15 protein-coding genes and 1 pseudogene are annotated in these 17,030 nt (G+C 69.4%); 1 reads left to right on the top strand and 15 read right to left on the bottom strand.

The window, feature by feature from the left end; translation table 11 throughout:
- The 9 genes and pseudogenes from HMPREF0058_RS12650 to HMPREF0058_RS03200 form a co-directional block, all read right to left on the bottom strand.
- Positions 1-486: pseudogene (locus tag HMPREF0058_RS12650) on the bottom strand (hypothetical protein); the annotation flags it as partial.
- Between the two features lie 54 nt (positions 487-540).
- A complete protein-coding gene (locus tag HMPREF0058_RS13135; RefSeq protein WP_006548250.1) occupies positions 541-2,301 on the bottom strand; it encodes an ABC transporter ATP-binding protein/permease in 1,761 nt (586 codons plus the stop codon).
- A 491-nt stretch (positions 2,302-2,792) separates the two neighbouring features.
- Positions 2,793-3,245, bottom strand: a complete 453-nt coding sequence (dtd, locus tag HMPREF0058_RS03230; protein WP_006548249.1) for a D-aminoacyl-tRNA deacylase — start codon at positions 3,243-3,245, stop codon at positions 2,793-2,795.
- A complete protein-coding gene (locus tag HMPREF0058_RS03225; protein ID WP_006548248.1) occupies positions 3,245-3,616 on the bottom strand; it encodes a DUF2516 family protein in 372 nt (123 codons plus the stop codon). The genes dtd and HMPREF0058_RS03225 overlap by 1 nt, the downstream gene beginning before the upstream one ends.
- A 9-nt stretch (positions 3,617-3,625) precedes the next feature.
- Complete coding sequence (gene ygfZ / locus HMPREF0058_RS03220; RefSeq protein WP_006548247.1) at positions 3,626-4,894, bottom strand: CAF17-like 4Fe-4S cluster assembly/insertion protein YgfZ; 1,269 nt, start codon at positions 4,892-4,894, stop codon at positions 3,626-3,628.
- Positions 4,894-5,580 carry a heme-binding beta-barrel domain-containing protein gene (locus HMPREF0058_RS03215; protein ID WP_006548246.1) on the bottom strand — a complete coding sequence of 229 codons (687 nt, stop codon included), beginning with the start codon at positions 5,578-5,580 and terminating at the stop codon, positions 4,894-4,896. The genes ygfZ and HMPREF0058_RS03215 overlap by 1 nt, the downstream gene beginning before the upstream one ends.
- 56 nt (positions 5,581-5,636) lie before the next feature.
- Positions 5,637-6,713, bottom strand: coding sequence for an inorganic phosphate transporter (locus HMPREF0058_RS03210; RefSeq protein ID WP_006548245.1), 1,077 nt, complete (start codon positions 6,711-6,713; stop codon positions 5,637-5,639).
- A gap of 5 nt (positions 6,714-6,718) precedes the next feature.
- The gene (locus tag HMPREF0058_RS03205; protein ID WP_065425893.1) at positions 6,719-7,339 is read right to left on the bottom strand and encodes a DUF47 domain-containing protein; all 621 of its coding nucleotides are present in this window, start codon (positions 7,337-7,339) and stop codon (positions 6,719-6,721) included.
- 285 nt (positions 7,340-7,624) lie between these two features.
- A complete protein-coding gene (locus HMPREF0058_RS03200; RefSeq protein ID WP_006548243.1) occupies positions 7,625-8,296 on the bottom strand; it encodes a winged helix-turn-helix transcriptional regulator in 672 nt (223 codons plus the stop codon).
- 92 nt (positions 8,297-8,388) lie between these two features.
- Between HMPREF0058_RS03200 and HMPREF0058_RS03195 the strand changes: the two genes are divergently transcribed.
- Positions 8,389-9,285 carry a tellurium resistance protein TerC gene (locus HMPREF0058_RS03195; RefSeq protein WP_231550231.1) on the top strand — a complete coding sequence of 299 codons (897 nt, stop codon included), beginning with the start codon at positions 8,389-8,391 and terminating at the stop codon, positions 9,283-9,285.
- Between the two features lie 146 nt (positions 9,286-9,431).
- Here the strand turns inward: HMPREF0058_RS03195 and pstB are convergent, their stop codons facing one another.
- The 6 genes from pstB to HMPREF0058_RS03165 form a co-directional block, all read right to left on the bottom strand.
- Positions 9,432-10,211: a phosphate ABC transporter ATP-binding protein PstB gene (gene pstB, locus HMPREF0058_RS03190; RefSeq protein ID WP_006548241.1), complete on the bottom strand. Its 780-nt coding sequence runs from the start codon at positions 10,209-10,211 to the stop codon at positions 9,432-9,434.
- A gap of 49 nt (positions 10,212-10,260) precedes the next feature.
- On the bottom strand, positions 10,261-11,355 hold the full coding sequence (gene pstA / locus HMPREF0058_RS03185) for a phosphate ABC transporter permease PstA (protein ID WP_006548240.1): 1,095 nt from the start codon (positions 11,353-11,355) through the stop codon (positions 10,261-10,263).
- A gap of 1 nt (position 11,356) precedes the next feature.
- Positions 11,357-12,337 carry a phosphate ABC transporter permease subunit PstC gene (gene pstC, locus HMPREF0058_RS03180; protein ID WP_006548239.1) on the bottom strand — a complete coding sequence of 327 codons (981 nt, stop codon included), beginning with the start codon at positions 12,335-12,337 and terminating at the stop codon, positions 11,357-11,359.
- Positions 12,338-12,452: 115 nt separating this feature from the next.
- Positions 12,453-13,550, bottom strand: coding sequence for a phosphate ABC transporter substrate-binding protein PstS (pstS, locus tag HMPREF0058_RS03175; RefSeq protein WP_006548238.1), 1,098 nt, complete (start codon positions 13,548-13,550; stop codon positions 12,453-12,455).
- 256 nt (positions 13,551-13,806) lie between these two features.
- A complete protein-coding gene (locus HMPREF0058_RS03170; protein WP_006548237.1) occupies positions 13,807-14,820 on the bottom strand; it encodes an NUDIX hydrolase in 1,014 nt (337 codons plus the stop codon).
- Positions 14,821-14,822: 2 nt separating this feature from the next.
- A partial coding sequence (locus tag HMPREF0058_RS03165; RefSeq protein ID WP_006548236.1) for an RNA degradosome polyphosphate kinase occupies positions 14,823-17,030 on the bottom strand: 2,208 nt, incomplete at its 5' end.

Here is a 17,030-nt window from a genome sequence, read left to right as displayed (position 1 = left end):
CGTGTCGTGGACGTCGCGGGACCAGCGCTCACGCTCCGCCTGGCGGCCGGCCTCGCGCTCGACGGCGGCCAGCCCCTCCTGCGCCTGCGCCAAGCGGTCGAGGGCGTCGTTCTTCGCCGCCAGGGCCGCCGTCGCCGCTTCGCGCGCCTGGGACTCGCGCCAGATCCACAGGCCCATGAACATCGAGTAGCCCGAGGTGATCACGGCGATAACCACCGCATCCCACGGCTCGGGCCAGGTGAGCAGCGCGACCACGATGACGGCAGCGGCGAAGCTCAGAGTCGCGATCATGCCGCCGCGCATGGAGTCGTGCACCACCCACAGCAGCGGGCACACGAGGAAGAAGCCGAACTGGGCCATCGGGGTCCAGGCCAGGAGGACGAGCTCGGCGATCACCAGGACGAGCACCCCGAGCTTCGCCGCCCATACCCACGACCGCTCTGCACGTCGAGGCGCGGGCTGCCAGAGGGGAAGGGATGTGCTCACCGTCATATTCTCACCCGCCTCGCCGCTCAGTTCGGCCACCCGCACGCTGGCCGCTCAGCGGTCGACCCGATCGCGCCGGGCCACCACGACCGCCACCACGATGCCGCCGATCAACCAGGCGACGACGATGGCGAGTCCCTTCGCCGTCTCCCAGCTCCCGGTCGGCTCCATCACCTGGAAGGAGTCGGGGAGCATGGCCTGGCGCATGAGCTCGGCCGACCAGCGCACCGGCAGGATCGAGAAGGTGTCGACCATCCACTCCGGCAGCTGCGCGAGCGGGAAGAAGATACCGGAGGTGAACTGCACGACCAGCACGATCGGGGTCACCAGCGCCGAGGCCGCCCGCGCGCTCGGCCGCACCCGCCCGATCGCCATGCCCAGCGCCGTCGAGGTCGCGGTCATGAGCACGATCGTGAGCAGGAGCAGCCCCCACGACCCTGCGCCGCTGGGCAGGTCGATGTCGAAGGCGAAGTGCCCGAGGCACAGCAGGAGCACCACGTTGGTGCTGGCGAGCACGAGGTTGGACAGGATCTTGCCCAGCACGTGCGCCGTCGCCGGCCCGGGCAGAACCGCCAGGCGCTTGAGGAATCCCGTCTCCCGCTCCCCCGCCACGCACACGGCGAGGTTCTGCAGGCACGTGGTGAGGATTCCGGTGGTGACCATGGCGGGCAGGAGGTAGGTCGCGTAGGTCATGTCCTCGAAGACCTTGCCGGGGAAGACGGCGTTGAAGATCACCAGGATGAAGGCAGGGTAGAGGAACTGCATGACGAAGCCGACCGGCTCGCGCACGAAGGACACCAGGCTCGACCGGGTCAGCCATCCGATGGCCGACCAGTCCCGGCCCGGACGGGAGCCCCGGGAGCGTCGCGATGACGACGGGGCGGACCGCTGCGCCGTCGTCCCACCTGCAAGGGGGCTCGGTCCCGACGACGGCGCAGCCGGCTCGATCGATTCGCCCGCCTCGTGCGCGGCGACCAGGGCGAGGTAGCGCTCCTCGAGCGTGGGCGTGGTCAGCGTCAGCTCCGGCACCTCGCCACCGTCCGGGGCCAGACGGGCCAGCAGACGGCGCACGACCGCCGTCGGTGTCGAGCTCTCCTCCTCGCGACGGCGACCATCCTCGAGCCACGCCACGGTGGTCTTGCCATCGCGCGGATGGGTGAGTTCGTCGATCGCGCCGTGCTGGGCGATACGGCCGCCGAGGATGATGGCCGCCTCGTCGGCGAGCTGGACGACCTCGTCGAGGTAGTGGGTGGTGAGGACGATCGCGGTGCCGCCGTCGGACAGTCCGCGGATCATGCTCCACAGGCGGCGCCGCACCTCCGGGTCGAGGCCGGTTGTGGGCTCGTCGAGGAAGAGGAGCTCGGGGCGTCCCACGATCGCCATGGCGATGTCGAGGCGGCGCCGCTGGCCGCCGGACAGCTTGCCCACGCGGCGCGAGGCCTCGCCGCCGAGGTCGACATGATCGAGGGCGTCCTCAATCGGCATCGGGTCCTCGAAGAAGCTCGCAGCGCCGGCCACCGCCTCGCGGACGGTGAGGTCGCCGAGGTCCGCGGAGCTCTGGGAGACGACGCCGATGCGCGCGCGCCACTCGCGCAAGGAGCGCTCCGGGTCCTCGCCGAGCACGCGGATCGTCCCGCCGTCGGCGCGCCGCAGGCCCTGGAGGATCTCGACGGCGGTGGTCTTGCCCGCGCCGTTGGGGCCGAGCAGGGCGAAGATGGTTCCGGCGCGCACGGTCAGATCAAGCCCGCGGAGCACGGGTGTGCCGCCGTAGGACTTCGTCAGGCCGCGGACCTCGATGACAGTGCTCTCATCCATGACTCCAGTATCATGGCTCACAGGCAGCGCCGGTAGCGGCAGGTCGGCTGACCCGTGTCCACCGTTCGGTTGACCCCGGCCGGACAGTCTGGCCTGCCGATCGGTTTCTCCGCTGGCCAGTCGCGAGTTTGGCTGGCCACTCGCGAGTTTGGCTGGCCAGTCGGAATACCGCTGGTCGGAATTGCGTGAATTGAGCCAGCGGAAGTCAGACTGGCCAGCGGAGGTCAGACTGGCCAGCGGAAACTGAGCCGCGGCGTCCGAATGCGGGGCGGGTGGAGCGCGCAGGCGTGGCGGGACTGGCGGGAGCGGCACGAGGAACGAGCGACGCGGATGGTAGCCAAGCGCGTCCTCACCGGCCAGGCCGACGCTGCCCGGATGCCCCGGCGGGCGGGCCGGGGAGGATGCGCGCAGGCGTGGCGGGTCTGGCGGGAGCGGCACGAGGAACGAGCGACGCGGATGGTAGCCAAGCGCGTCCTCACCGGCCCGCCCGCTCACGCCTCCACGAGGATGGTCACAGGACCGTCAGCCTCCATGTCGATGACCATGTGCTCGCCGAAGGCGCCGGTGGCCACCTCCAGGCCGCGAGCGCGCAGGTCCGCCACGACGGCGTCCACCAGCGGCTCAGCCACCTCACCCGGCGCCGCCTGGTTCCAGGACGGACGCCGCCCCTTGCGTACGTCCGCGTACAGGGTGAACTGGGAGACCACGAGGACCGGTGCCCCCAAGTCCGACACTGAGACCTCACTACCGCGCTCACCCTCGCTCGCCGCGCCGTCGAACAGCCGCAGCTCGGCGATCTTGCGGGCCACCGTGGCCACCTGCTCGGGACCGTCGTCGTGCGTGGCACCGACGAGCACCATGAGTCCGGGCCGGGTGATCTCCCCGACGACCTCGCCGTCGACCCGCACCGCCGCGCGGTTGACCCGCTGAAGAACCGCCCGCATCAGCGCCTCCAGCGGTTGGGGTCCTGGCCGCCTCGGCCCTCAGGACGCCGGATCTGAGAACGCACCCGCACCGGCTTGTAGAGGTTGAGCGCCGGGCGCACGTCCGTGAGGTAGACGGCGTTGGCCACGAAACCAAGCAGCCCCAGCATCGAGGCCGATCCCATGAGGGCGACGACGGCCAGACCTGCGGCGTTGACACCGATCCAGAAGCCCTTGGTGCGCTTGCCCGCGGCGACGAAGTGCTCGGGGCGCTGCATGAGGGTATCCACCAGCGCCCACAGCCCGAGTGCCAGCCCGGCGAACTGGAACAACCGCCAGGCCATCAGCACGGCGTACTGGGTGTAGTGGGCAACGAGATAGAGAACGCTCACGTCATCAGCCTATCGATCCGAGCCTGGCCGGCGCAGCAGCGACGTGCGCAGCCCGGCTCCCGGCCGCTCAGCAGGACTGGCCTGCGCCTTGCCCTGCGGACCCACCAGCAGCTCCTGCGCGGCGTCAACACGGCCGACGACGACGCGGCCACCGTCCCCTGGTTCCTCACCGCCGCCCAGACCGGACCCGGCCTCACTCGTCGCCTCCTGGCAGACGGGCTGAGTGACCTCAACCGTCAACGCAGCCTCAACCGGTACGGCCCGGCGCAGCAGTGCCAGGGCCATCGGCCCGTAGTCGTGGTGGCGCACGACGCTGGTGACCGCCCCGACCGCACGCTCACCCATGAGTACCCGGTCCCCCGGGCTCGGCAGCTCACCGGACAGCCCGTCGAGCTGGAGAATCGTCAGCCGGCGCGGCGGACGGCCCAGGTTGAGCGTGCGCGCAATGGTCTCCTGGCCAGGGAAGCACCCCTTGGTCAGATGCACCGCCGTACGCAGCCAGTCCAGCTCGTGAGGGATGGCGCGGGCATCCACCTCACGGGCCCACCGTGGGCGCCCCGCCTCCACACGCAGCGCTTCCCACGCCAGGACACCGGCTGGCCGCAGGCCCTGCTCAGCCAGACCCGTCACCAGCGCGCGAACCTGGTCCGCCGCCACGATGACGTAGCCAGCTCGGTAGAGCTCACCGGGATGGCGGTAGGGGTGGTCCTGGCTGCCCAGGCCGACGTCGTAGCTTGTGCCGCCGGGGACCACGCCGGGCCAGGGGTCATGCCAGGTGGCGATCCCGGCCCCGGCCTGCTCAGCCGCGGTCTCCAGCGCCGCCAGACCACTGGCGTGGGCACCGAGCACCGCCAGCTCCTCACGCTCGCACACCTGCACCGCCAACATGAAGCGCATCGAGTCCAGGAAGTCCGCGAGCACCGGTCCGTCTCCAGCCTGCGTGACCAGGAAGAGGGTCTCGCCGTCATCCACCGCCGCCAGGGCGTGAGTAATGTGCCCCTGCGCATCCAGGAGCAGGGCCTCGGCTCCGCCGTCGCCGGGGGCCAGCCCGGTGAGGACCTGGCTGGACAGGGTGGTCAGCCAGCTGAGCCGATCCGGCCCGCTGACGGCGATGACGTCCCTGGCCAGTGCCACCACGGCCCGTCCCTCAGCCAGGAGCGCCTGCTCGCGCAGAGGGTTGCCAAAGTGGGCGGGGACCAGGAGGTCCGGCTCCCCAGCAGGGTCAGGGGAATCGATTCCCACGGCCCCGTCCAGGTCCAGCAGAGGTGAGCGGCGCATCAGCGGCTCTCGGTGCCAGGCTCAGCCACCGGCGTCGACGCCGCAGCGTCATCAACGCGGACCACGCCGTCCTGGGAGGGTTCCTCCGGCGCATCCACCCGCCCCAGGCGCCCGGAGGCGTAGGAGGTCATCTCCTCGCGGCCGAAGGCAGCCATGTCCTGGGTCCACATGAGGTCCCCGCCCACGAGCCCGAACATGCGGGACATCTGGGTGACCTCAGCAGCGGTGCGGGTGCGGCCCACCGCCTGGGTCCCCACCTGGGCTCGAGGCCCCTGGATCCATCCCTCCCACACGCCCACGTGCCCTGCCGGGTCCGTGGAGACCAGCTCCAGGCTGGTGATGGGGGTCTTGGTGTCGGCATCGTCAGCGTCAGGCTGCTCCTGGCCGACGGGCCGCCAGTAGGTGGTCTCCGTGGACCAGATCTGGGCCGGGGTGATCTTCTGCGCGCCCTCCAGGCCCGGGGTCTCGAAGTCAAGGTTCTGGGACCGCGTGGCGTCCAGCGTCCAGATGGTGGTGGTCTGACGCAGGTAGGGGCCGCCGTCGTGGTCGAAGGTCATCTCCTGGTACACCGCCTGCTCCGGCACGGTCTCGCCGTAGGTCAGGATGCCGTAGCCGCGCCAGGTGCCCACGAGCCAGGCCAAGGGGTAGAGCTCGGGAGCCAGGTCTTCAGGAAAGGTAAACGCCATAGCCGCAGGGTACGTGGCCCCTGAGACAAAAACACCGCGCTTCGCTCCTGGCTGGTTCAGCCAGCCAGCCGCGCCAGTCCTACCAGCAGCGTGGTCGCCACGCCTCCCAGCAACGCCGCGGCAGGCAAGGTCACGAGCCAGGCCATCGCGATGCGCCCCACGGTCCCCCAGTTCACCCGCCGTCGGCCGCGCACCAGCGCCGCCCCGGTGATCGAGGAGGCCACCGTGTAGGTGGTGGACACCGGCGCTCCGGAGGTCAGTGCCGTGGCGTAGAGGACGACGGCGGACACGGACTGGGCCGCAAAGCCCTGGGCCGGGTCAACCTCGGCGATCCCAGAGCCCAGGGTCCGGATGATGCGCAGGCCTCCCGCCGCTGTGCCCGCGGCCAGCGCGAGCGCGGCCGTCAGGCGCACCCACACAGGAACGGTCCCGGCCTCCAGGCCTGCCAGCTCCTGCGCCGTACCAGGCTGCCCCAGGACTCCGCCGGCCGCCAGCGCCAGCACCATGACGCCCATCGTCTTCTGGGCGTCCTGCAGGCCGTGCCCCAATGCCGTGGCCGCGGCCGCCACCGTCTCCAGCAGCCGGAACTGGCGCGTGGTACGCCCGTAGGGGCGCGCGGCTGCCAGCCAGCGGATCAGGCGCGTCAGTCCCCAGGCTCCCAGGACCCCGATGAGCGGGGACAGGAGCATCGGCACCAGCACCAGGCCCGCCAGCAGCTCCCAGTGGACCGTGATCCCTCCGGCCAGGCCCGCGCCCGCCAGCGCGCCGATGAGGGCGTGAGAGGAGGAGGACGGTAACCCCGCCCACCAGGTCGCCAGGTTCCAGGTCACTGCTCCCATCAGCGCACCGGCGACGACGGCGAGCCCCACCCCTGCGGTGCCCGCCCCCGAGGCGGCCACGACGTCCTCACGCGAGAGCACCCCTGAGCCGATGGCCACGGCGACCCGCGTGCCAAGCAGCCCGCCGAGCAGGTTGAGCGCCGCCGCCATGGCCAGCGCACGTCGCGTGGTCACGGCCCGGGTCATCACGGTGGTAGACACCGAGTTCGCGGCGTCGTGGAAGCCGTTGGTGAAGGCGAAGCCCAGGGCGAAGGCCAGCACGAGCGCCAGGAGCACCGCAGTCAGTCCCGTCATGGGACTCAGCCCTCGCGCATGGCCAGCAGCTCCACGCCGTCAGCCAGGGCCTCGAAGGCGTCAGCAGCCTCCTCCAGGCGCTCGACGACCTCCTTGACCTTGACCAGGCGGATGGCGTCACGCTCGGTGGCGAACAGCTCGGCAATGGTCGCGCGATAGAGGGTGTCCGCGGCGTTCTCCAGAGAGTTGACCTGCACCCAGTACTCACGCAGCGATGAGGCCGCCCGCAGGCGGGGCACGGCACCAGCCGTCAGCTCGGCGGCCCGCCGCAGGATCTCGACCTGCTCGGTGCAGGCCTGCGGCAAGGCGCCGGCCTGGTAGAGCACGATGGCATCGCCCGCCTGGTCCACAGCGTCCAGGCAGTCGTCCAGCAGCCCGGCGATGCGGCGCAGGTCATCACGGTCGATGGCGGTGACGAAGGTGTGAGAGAGCAGGTGCAGGAAGCGGTGGTGGATCTCGTCGGCCTCATGCTCGACGGCGTGGAGCTCGTCACGCAGCTGGGCCCGTGAGGCGAAGTCAGCGGTGACGATCCGTCCTACGAGGTCGCAGCCGGCCACCAGGCGGTCTGCCAAGGCGCTGAGAGCGGCCAGGAGGTCGGCATTATTGTTGCGCGGACGCAGACGCACCAGTTCTCCTTTGGTCAACGGCGGCGGAAACCCGCAGCGAGCCGACAGACTAGCTCATCGAGGTAAACGGGCTGACCCTCCTGGCTGGGGCGCCAGGCGAGGCCATGGGGAAAGCGGCCGGTGCTGTCATGGAAGGCCAGGGCCAGCAGCGGGAACGTTGCTGTTGCGCCGCGGCACCGCCAAGAGATCAGGACGTCGGGCCGTAGAGCGCCAGTCGGCGCGAATGCCGCTCGCGGCGGCTTGAGTTGGAGCCCGGGGCCCACACGGCCCGACGTCGGCCCTAGTCTACTCGACCAGCGCGTCCAGCCGGTATCCGACGTTGCGCACCGTCCCAATGAGGTGATCGTGCTCGGTGCCGAGCTTGGCGCGCAGGCGGCGCACGTGCACGTCGACCGTGCGCGAGCCGCCGATGTAGTCCTCGCCCCAGACCTCGTCGAGCAGGGTCTCGCGGGTGAGCACTCGTCCCTGGTTGGCCGCCAGGTACTTCAGCAGCTCGAACTCCTTGTAGGTCAGGTCAATGATCTGGCCGCGCAGGCGGGCGGTGTAGGCGTTGACGTCGATCACGAGGTCACCGACCTCAATGCGGTCTCCACCCTCCTCGGCACGTGGCGCCGGCTCACGGGTGCGCAGCAGCCGCAGCCGCGCCGACAGCTCGGCTGGAGCCGCGCCGGTGAGGACAAAGTCGCTCGCGCCCCAGTCCGCCTGCACCACGGCGGCACCACCGTCCTGGAGGACCAGGAGGATCGGGGGACAGTCCATGGGACCCGACAGGAGCTGGCACAGCGCCCGGGCTCGCGTGAGGTCCCCGGTGGCATCGACAAGGACGACGTCGGCATCCTCGACGGCGGCGTAGGAGGAGGGAACCGGGGACAGGCAGAGGACCTCGGAGTCCAGGAAGGAGGCGGAGGGGAGCACCTGGGCAGCCTGCTCGTGGCGGGTGAGCATGATGATGCGCATCGACGACCTCCTCCCCGCGCCACGGCGGGTTCGTCCTGTGTCGCCCTCCAGTGTTCCACACCAGGCGTTTCAGGTATGCGACGATGCCGACTGTGAGTACACCTGCTCCCGACCCTCGCCACGAGTCCCCGACGCCGCCCGCCAGTCGTCACCGGGCCTATGGGACCCGCACTGGCGGTCGCGTACCGACCCAGGTCGGCCTGGCCGATCCTGCGTGGACCCGACTGGCGATGGCCGGGCTGGTTCCCATCCTGCTGGCGATCACGGCCTCGCTACCCACCTGGGTCCGCCTGGTGATCGTCCTGATCCTGGTGCCGCTGACCGCCCAGGGCTGGCCTGCGCTGGTGCGTTCACGCCATCACCGGCGTGCCACCGTGGTCGTGGCGCTGACCGGGATCGCCGCCGTGGCAGCGGTCGCCCTCACCCAGGACTTCGGCAGCGCCGGCCTCGTGATGGGACTGAGCATCCTGGCAGCCTTCGTGGCCCAGATGCTGCGCCATGACGGCCGTCCCGGGCTCGTGGAGGACCTGTCTGCCACGGTGACCGGCAACCTCGTCGTCGTGTGCGGAGCCGGGTGGTGCGCCTTGGAGCCCGGGGTTGCGGACCCCGCCGTCATCGTCCCGTGCTGCCTGGCCCTGCTCCTGGGCGCCATCCTCACCACGCTCCAGGTCCGCGCGCTGGTCCTGGAGACCCTCACGGTCACGGTGCCTGCCCTGGCGGCAGGGATCGCCGGAGGCGTGCTGGCCGCCGTCGGATTCTTTGGCCCAGCCCATACGGGCACCACGGCGGCTCTCCAGTCCGCGGGAGCGTGCCTGCTGTGCGGATTCGTCGCTGGCATCCTCATGGCGGCGAGCAACCGGGTGCTGTGGACGCACCGTTGGGTTCCCGGTGGTCGCGCCGCCGTGGCCAGCGCGATCGTGCCAATCCTGGCCGTGGGCGGTCCGGTCTACGCCATTGCCCGTCTCATGGGCGGTTTCATCGCCGGCTGATGGCGGGTGCTCGCTACCCCTGCCCGGCCTGCCGCTCCCCCTTCATGAGCGTCGCTACCCCTTCGCCTTGTCCGCTACCGGTAGCGCGCGGCTACGGGGTAGCGAACAAGGCGAAGGGGTAGCGAGAGCCGCGTGAGGCCCGAGAATCACCCGAAGCGGCCGGAGATGTAGTCCTCGGTCGCCTTCTCGTGCGGGTTGGAGAAGATCGTGTCCGTGGTATCAAACTCGACCAGCTGGCCCGGCTGCCCGGTGGCCTCCAGGTTGAAGAAGCCCGTCATGTCAGACACGCGCGAGGCCTGCTGCATGTTGTGGGTGACGATGACGATCGTGTAGTCCGCCTTGAGCTCGTGGATGAGGTCCTCAATGGCGAGGGTCGAGATCGGGTCCAGGGCCGAGCAGGGCTCGTCCATGAGCAGGACGGCAGGCTTGACGGCAATGGCACGAGCGATGCACAGACGCTGCTGCTGGCCGCCGGACAGGCCGGAGCCGGGACGGTCCAGGCGGTCCTTGACCTCGTCCCACAGGTTGGCCCCGCGCAGCGAGCGCTCGACCAGCTCCTCGGCCTCCGACTTCTTCATGCGTCGGTTGTTCAGCCGGGCCCCGGCCAGGACGTTCTCGGCGATCGACATCGTCGGGAAGGGGTTGGGCCGCTGGAAGACCATGCCGATGGCCCGCCGCACCTGCACGGCGTCCACACCCGGGCCGTAGAGGTTGACGCCGTCGACGATCACCTCGCCCTCTACCCGAGCGCCCGGAATGACTTCGTGCATGCGGTTGAGGGTGCGCAGGAAGGTGGACTTCCCGCAGCCGGAGGGACCAATGAGCGCCGTGACGGACTTGGGCTCGATGGTGACGTTGACATCCTTCACGGCGAGGAAGTCGCCGTAGTAGATGTTCTCGTTCTTGACATCAATTCGCTTAGACACTGGGTTTCCTTGAGTCAGGCGGTGGCGGTGGGCTGTGGCGAGCGAGTGCTCATCGCCGGCCACCCTTGGGGCTGAAGTAGTAGGACACGGCTCGAGCCAGCAGGTTGAGGAGCATGACGATGATGATGAGGGTGAGGGCTCCAGCCCACGCACGCTCGAAGGCCGCCGCGTCCGCGCGGGAGTACTGGTTGTAGACCAGGGTCGGCAAGGTGGCCATCGTCCCCTTGAAGGGGTTGAAGTTCGTGGTCTGCGGCAGGCCCACAGTGATGAGCAGCGGGGCCGTCTCACCGATGACGCGCGCGATCGCGATCATGACTGAGGTTGTGATGCCGGCGATCGCGGTGCGCAGCACCACCTTGATAATCGTCAGCCACTTGGGCACGCCCAGGGCGTAGGAGGCCTCACGCAGCTCGTTGGGCACGAGCTTGAGCATCTCCTCCACGCCACGGATCACGACCGGGGTCATGAGCACGCTCAGCGCGATAGCGCCGATGATGCCCGCCTGGTAACGCGGTCCCGCCACCAGCAGGAAGAAGGAGTAGGCGAACAGACCGGCCACGATCGAGGGGATGCCGGTCATGACGTCCACGAGGAAGGTCACGGCCCGAGCGATCCAGCCGCCGTTGTACTCCACGAGGAAGATCGCGGTGAAGATGCCCAGCGGAACCGAGATGAGGGTGGCCAGCCCCGTGATCTCCAGTGTCCCCACGATGCCGTGGTAGACGCCTCCGGTGTCCTCGGAGTAGCCGCGCATATTGGTCAGCAGGAACTCCGGGCTGAAACGGGCCGATCCGTTGACCACGACCATCCACACCAGGGAGACCAGGGGCACCATGACGATCGCGAAGGCCAGGTAGACCAGCGTCGTCAGCAAGGTGTTCTTGCCCCAGCGCTCGCCCTCACGCACCCAGGACACGATGGTGGACACCACGACCCAGACCAGCGCGGTGAGCACGATCATGGCCACCGGCGACCACCCCAGCGGGATGCCGATCGCCCCGATGAGGACGAACACGCCGCCGAGCACCGCCCAGATGAACCAGCTCGGCAGCCGGTAGGAGGTCAGCGGCACGCCCTCGAAGACCTCGGAGGGGTCAGCCAAGGGGTCGATGACGGCAGTGGGAGAAGTGTTGCGTGCACTCATGTCAGTTGGCTCCCGAGAACTCGGCGCGACGGGCGATGATCCAGCGGGCCAAGGAGTTGACCAGGAAGGTGATGACGAACAGCACCAAGCCGGTGGCCAGGAGGACCTCGCGCGAGAGCCCGAAGGCCTCACGGAACTGGCTGGCGATGTTGGCCGCAATCGTCTGGTGCTGGCCGGGGGCAAGGATCTTGAGGTTGATGAACAGCCCGGAGGACATGATCATGAGCACGGCCATGGTCTCACCCAGGGCGCGACCCAGCCCCAGCATGGAGGCGGAGATGATGCCGGAGCGGGCAAAGGGCAGCACCGCCTGACGCACCATCTCGTAGCGCGTGGCGCCCAGGGCCAGGGAGGCCTCCTCGTGGAGGGTGGGGGTCTGCAGGAAGACCTCGCGCACGGTCGCGGTGATGATGGGCAGGATCATGACGGCCAGCACCAGCGAGGCGGTCATGATGTTCTTGGCCGGCGCCTGGTAGTCCGCGAACAGCGGGATGAAGCCCAGGTGGGTGGTCAGCCACTGGTAGATGGGGTTCATCAGCGGCACGAGCCAGAGGAACCCCCACAGGCCGTAGACCACGGAGGGGATGGCGGCCAGCAGGTCCACGAGGTAGCCCAGGCCCTGTGCCAGGCGCCTGGGGGCGAAGTGGGAGATGAACAGGGCGACGGCGATGCTTAAGGGAACGGCCACGGCCAGCGCGATGAGGGAGGACAGCAGCGTGCCGAAGATGAGCGGCGCGGCGTAGGAGAGGAAGCTCTTGCCCCGCATGAAGCTCACGTCCTCGTCCAGCTGCGCCTGGTCCGCGACGAAGGCAGGGAAGGAGTCACGGAAGAGGAAGATCGTCACCAGGGCCAGGACGATCATGATGAAGATGCCAGCGCCGAAGGACAGGACCGAGAAGACGCGGTTGCCCGTGCGCCCGGGAGCCTTGCCGGCGGTGATGGCGACGCCCGTGTCCGTAGCGTCTGGGTTGCGTGTGGCCACAACGACCTTCCTTGAGATCTGTCCGGGCGACGGCGGCGCCGACCCCCGGTTGGTCCCGCGCTCGGGCCCCGCCCCTGCGGCAGAGACGGGGCCCGAGCGTGAGCCTGGAGCTGGGTCAGGCGATCGTGCCCACCGCGGCCAGGACCTTCTCGCGCAGGCCGTCCGAGATCGGGGCGCTTCCGGCGGCCTCGGAGGCGGCGGTCTGGCCCTCCTCGCTGGCGGCGTACTCCAGGTAGCCCTTGACGGTGGCGGCGATGTCCGCGTCGTCGTACTTCTGGTGGGCGATGAGGTAGGACACCAGGATGATCGGGTAGGCACCCTCGGCTGTGTAGTTGATGTCGTAGACGATCTGGGTGTCGGTGGCCTTGTCGCTGAGCTCGGAGGCGTCCAGGGTCGCGGCGGCGGCCTCACCCGAGTAGGGAGAGAAGCTGCCGTTCGCGCCCACGGCCACGGTGCCCAGCTCGTCAGTGACCTTGGAGGCGTCGGCGTAGCCGATCGCGCCCTCGGCGCCCTTGATGGTGGCGATCATGCCGGAGGTGCCGTCACCGGACTGGCCACCCTCGATCGGCCAGGTCTCCTCGGCCTCGTAGGTCCACACGTCCGCCGCGACCTTGCCCAGGTACTTGGTGAAGTTCTTCGTGGTGCCGGACTCGTCGGAGCGGTGGACGACGACGATGTCGAGGTCGGGCAGCTCAGCGCCCTCGTTGTCCGCGGCGATGGCGGCGTCGTTCCACTTGGTGATGGTGCCGGAGAAGACCTTGGCGATGGTGTCCGGGGTCATGTTGATGTGGGTCTCACCGGTGAAGCCGGGGACGTTGTAGGCCACCGCGATCGGCGAGATGTAGAGCGGGACCTCGATGACGGCGTCGACCTTGGCCAACTCCTCCTCGCTCATCGAGGAGTCCGAGCCAGCGAAGTCGATCGCGCCGGCGATGAACTTCTCGCGACCCGCGCCCGAGCCCTCGGCGGCGTACTCGACCGAGGCACCCGAGTTGGCGGCGAGGAAGCCGTTCATCCACGCGTCCTGGGCGTCACCCTGGGAGGAGGCGCCGGCACCCTTGATCTGACCGGTCAGGTCAGTGGCGGGCGCAGCCGAGTCCGTGGAGCTGGAGCTCGACGAGCTGGAACCGCCGGCGTCCGAGCCGCAGGCGGCAAGGGTGGCGAGAGCGGCGACGGAGAGCGCAGAGATCGCGCTACGACGGGTGAGAAGCACTGGAGACCGTCCTCATTCAGTCCAATGGGCCGCCGTGCAGGTCGGCCCGCAGTTTCGTCGACCTGGTGGCCGACATGACTGAACATAGGGAGACCGGGTGACCCGGGAGGGTGGGCGAGGTAAACGGTCGGTAAACACTCCTGAGAGGCTTCACACACGCCGTCCCTCCCTCACGCCCGGACGACGGCGCAGCGGCGCCTCACGCTGGCCGGGGGCTGCGCCGTCGTCGCTGTGGCGGGGCGTGGAGCGCTGGTCCTCAGCGTCCTTCGGACAGGACCGGACGCTGCTTCTCAATCGCCACGGCCCGGATCTTGCCGTGGGAGCGGCGTGCCATGTGGATGACCATGATCTCGCCGGTCTTGAGCCACGGGTCGCGGTCGGGGACCGAGCGCAGCAGCTTGCCCGGGGCGTGCTCGGCGATAACGTCCATGATGGTGGGCAGCACCGGCCTGTGCAGGCACAGGGCCAGGGGGACCTCGCGCATCCGCACAGCCCGCTCGGCCACCTTTCGCGCGCGCTTGGGATGGGCGGCGTGCGCGTGCTCGGTCAGCGCCGGCTCGGTCTCCAGCGCCACCCCGCTCGCCTCGGCGTAGGGAGCCAGGGTGTCGTAGCAACGCTTCCAGGGACTGGTGACCAGCCTGGCCACGCCATAGGCGGACAGGACGGCGACCAGCGCGCGGGCTCGGACCTCGCCCTGGTCAGCGGTGAGGGGACGCGTGGCCTCGTCCTCCTCCTGGCTGTGCGAGCGCGGACGGTTCCACACCGAGCGCTTGACAGCCCGGGCGTGACGGACCAGGACCAGGGTCCAGGTGTCAAGCTTGTCGTCCTCCCACAGGTCAACCAGCTCGCCCAGCAGGTCACGGTCGGCCTGGCGGGTCAGCCGCCCGCGGGCCTGGCCCACCGGCAGCCAGACGACGTCGTCGATCTCCTCCGGGGAGGCCGGACGCACCTCCTGGCGTGCCGCCAGCGCAGGGAAGTCACCCTCCAGCTCGCGGGCGGCCCAGTAGCGCACCTCCTTGCGGCGCCCGTCGGCCAGCTTGTAGCGCTGGGCGGACAGGGGCTGACCCAGCGCGATGCGCGCACCGGTCTCTTCCTCCACCTCCCGCACGGCACAAGCGCGCAAGGACTCCCCCGGTTCGACCTTCCCCTTGGGAAAGGACCAGTCGTCGTAGCGCGGCCGGTGGACCAGCAGCACCTGGAGGTCCTTGCCCTCCTGGCGCCACACCAGCGCGCCGGCCGCCCGGACGACGGCCTTCTTGCTCTCAGCCATCCTCAGCCCCGGCCCTTGACACGCTTGGAGGCCAGGGACATGAGGGTGTCCTGGATGTCCTCCAGACGCTCACCGTCAGGGCCGGTGACGTGGCGGGTCCATGAGCCGTCCGGCTCCATCCACCAGCTGGTGACCTCGTCGCTGGCGCTGTGGGTGACGAACCAAGTCAGGTGCGCGACCATCTCTGGATCGGTGATACGCACCAGGGCCTCCACACGCCGGTCGAGGTTACGGTGCATGAGGTCGGCCGAGCCGATGAACAGGTCGGTGTCCCCGTCGTTGCAGAAGGCGTAGATGCGCGAGTGCTCCAGGTAGCGTCCCAGGATCGAGCGCACCCGGATGTTCTCGCTCAGCCCCGGGATGCCGGCGCGGATGCCGCAGATACCGCGCACCACGATGTCCACGCTGACCCCGGCGCGCGAGGCGCGGTAGAGGGCGTCGATGGTCTTCTCGTCAATGATCGAGTTGACCTTGATCCTCACCCAGGCGTCCTTGCCGGCACGCTTGTTCTCGATCTCGCGGTCAATGCGCTCGATCAGCCCGCTGCGTACCGTGCGCGGGGCCACGAGGAGACGGCGGAACCGGGCGCGAGGGGCGTAGCCGGACAGGAAGTTGAACAGGGTCGTCAGGTCCTGGGCCATGTCCCGGTCCGTGGTGAGCAGGCCCAGGTCCTCGTAGCCTCGGGCCGTCTTGGGGTGGTAGTTGCCCGTGCCCACGTGGCAGTAGCGACGCAGGCCATCAGCCTCCTGGCGCACCACGAGCAGCAGCTTGCAGTGAGTCTTGAGCCCCACCATGCCGTAGACCACGTGGACGCCGGCCCGCTCCAGCTTGCGGGCCCAGGAGATGTTGTTCTCCTCGTCGAAGCGCGCCTTGATCTCCACGATCGCCACGACCTGCTTGCCGGCCTCGGCCGCCTCGATGAGGGCGTCAACGATCGGGGAGTCTCCCGAGGTGCGGTAGAGGGTCTGCTTGATCGCCAGCACCTTGGGGTCAGCAGCCGCCTGGCGTACGAACTCCTGGACCGAGGTCGAGAAGGAGTCGTAGGGGTGGTGGAGCAGGACGTCGTGCTCGCGCATCGCCGCAAAGACGTCGCGCGGGGTCGCGGTCTCGGTCTCCCCGAGCCCGGCGGCCGTCACCGGCACGTAGCGCGGGTACTTCAGTGCCGGCACGTCCAGGTCGTGGAGCTGGTTGAGGCAGCGCAGGTCCAGCGGGGCGGGCAGGGCGAAGACGTCGTCGTCACGCAGGCCAAGGGCTCGCACGAGGTAGCGACGCACGAAGGGGCTGATGGTGTCAGTCACCTCCAGGCGCACGCAGTCACCGAAGCGCCGCCGCTCCAGCTCCTTCTCCATGGCGGCCAAGAGGTTCTCGGCGTCGTCCTCCTCGACCTCGAGGTTCTCGTTGCGCGTGACGCGGAAGAGGTGGTGCTCCAGGATCTCCATGCCGGGGAAGAGGTGGTCCAGGTGCTGGCCCACCACCTCCTCCAGCGGGATGAAGGCCGCGCCCGCAGCCTTGTCCACGGTGTCGAGCTCGCGGCCGGGGACCGTAATGAGACGGGGCAGGGAGGCCGGCACCTTGACCCGGGCAAAGTGTTCCTTGCCCGACTTGGGGTTGCGTAGCAGCACCGCCAGGTTGAGAGAGAGGCCCGAGATGTAGGGGAAGGGGTGGGAGGGGTCGACGGCCAGCGGCGTGAGCACCGGGTAGATCTGGTGGCGGAAGGTGCGGGTGAGACCTTCCTGCTGTGCCTCGTCCAGCTCCTGCCAGCTCTTGATCTCAATGTGGTGCTCGGCGAGCTTGGGGCGGATGTCGTCCTGCCAGATCGCGGCCTGGCGGGCCGTGAGCTCCTTGGCGCGGCGGGTGATCTCGGCGACCACCTGATGGGCGTCCAGCCCGGAGGCCCGCACCGGAGTGATGCCGGCCTTGATGCGGCGCATGAGCCCGGCCACGCGCACCATGTAGAACTCGTCGAGGTTGGAAGAGAAGATCGCCAGGAACCAGGCACGCTCCAACAGGTGGAGGTCCTGGTCCTCGGCCTGCTCCAGGACGCGCTCGTTGAAGTCCATCCACGTCAGCTCACGGTCAGTGAAGCGGTGGGGGAAGTCCTCCAGAGGCGGCAGGTCCTCGTCCTCATGCACCAGGCTCTGCGGCGAGGGGGCCGAGGCGCTCGGGGCGGCGGCCGCCGGTGACGGCGCTGAAGCCGGCTCCGCCTCAGC

The sequence above is a fragment of the Actinomyces urogenitalis DSM 15434 genome (assembly GCF_000159035.1).
In the GTDB taxonomy this organism is placed as follows: Bacteria; Actinomycetota; Actinomycetes; order Actinomycetales; family Actinomycetaceae; genus Actinomyces; species Actinomyces urogenitalis.
The sequence above is the reverse complement of the archived record's forward strand: the minus strand, read 5'-3'. Positions and strand labels throughout refer to the sequence as shown.

Coding starts and splice junctions, on each gene's coding strand:
- HMPREF0058_RS13135 (WP_006548250.1), bottom strand. CDS start 2,301: ATGGATGAGAGCACTGTCATCGAGGTCCGCGGCCTGACGAAGTCCTAC.
- dtd (WP_006548249.1), bottom strand. CDS start 3,245: ATGCGGGCGGTTCTTCAGCGGGTCAACCGCGCGGCGGTGCGGGTCGAC.
- ygfZ (WP_006548247.1), bottom strand. CDS start 4,894: ATGCGCCGCTCACCTCTGCTGGACCTGGACGGGGCCGTGGGAATCGAT.
- HMPREF0058_RS03215 (WP_006548246.1), bottom strand. CDS start 5,580: ATGGCGTTTACCTTTCCTGAAGACCTGGCTCCCGAGCTCTACCCCTTG.
- HMPREF0058_RS03210 (WP_006548245.1), bottom strand. CDS start 6,713: ATGACGGGACTGACTGCGGTGCTCCTGGCGCTCGTGCTGGCCTTCGCC.
- HMPREF0058_RS03200 (WP_006548243.1), bottom strand. CDS start 8,296: ATGCGCATCATCATGCTCACCCGCCACGAGCAGGCTGCCCAGGTGCTC.
- pstA (WP_006548240.1), bottom strand. CDS start 11,355: ATGAGTGCACGCAACACTTCTCCCACTGCCGTCATCGACCCCTTGGCT.
- HMPREF0058_RS03170 (WP_006548237.1), bottom strand. CDS start 14,820: ATGGCTGAGAGCAAGAAGGCCGTCGTCCGGGCGGCCGGCGCGCTGGTG.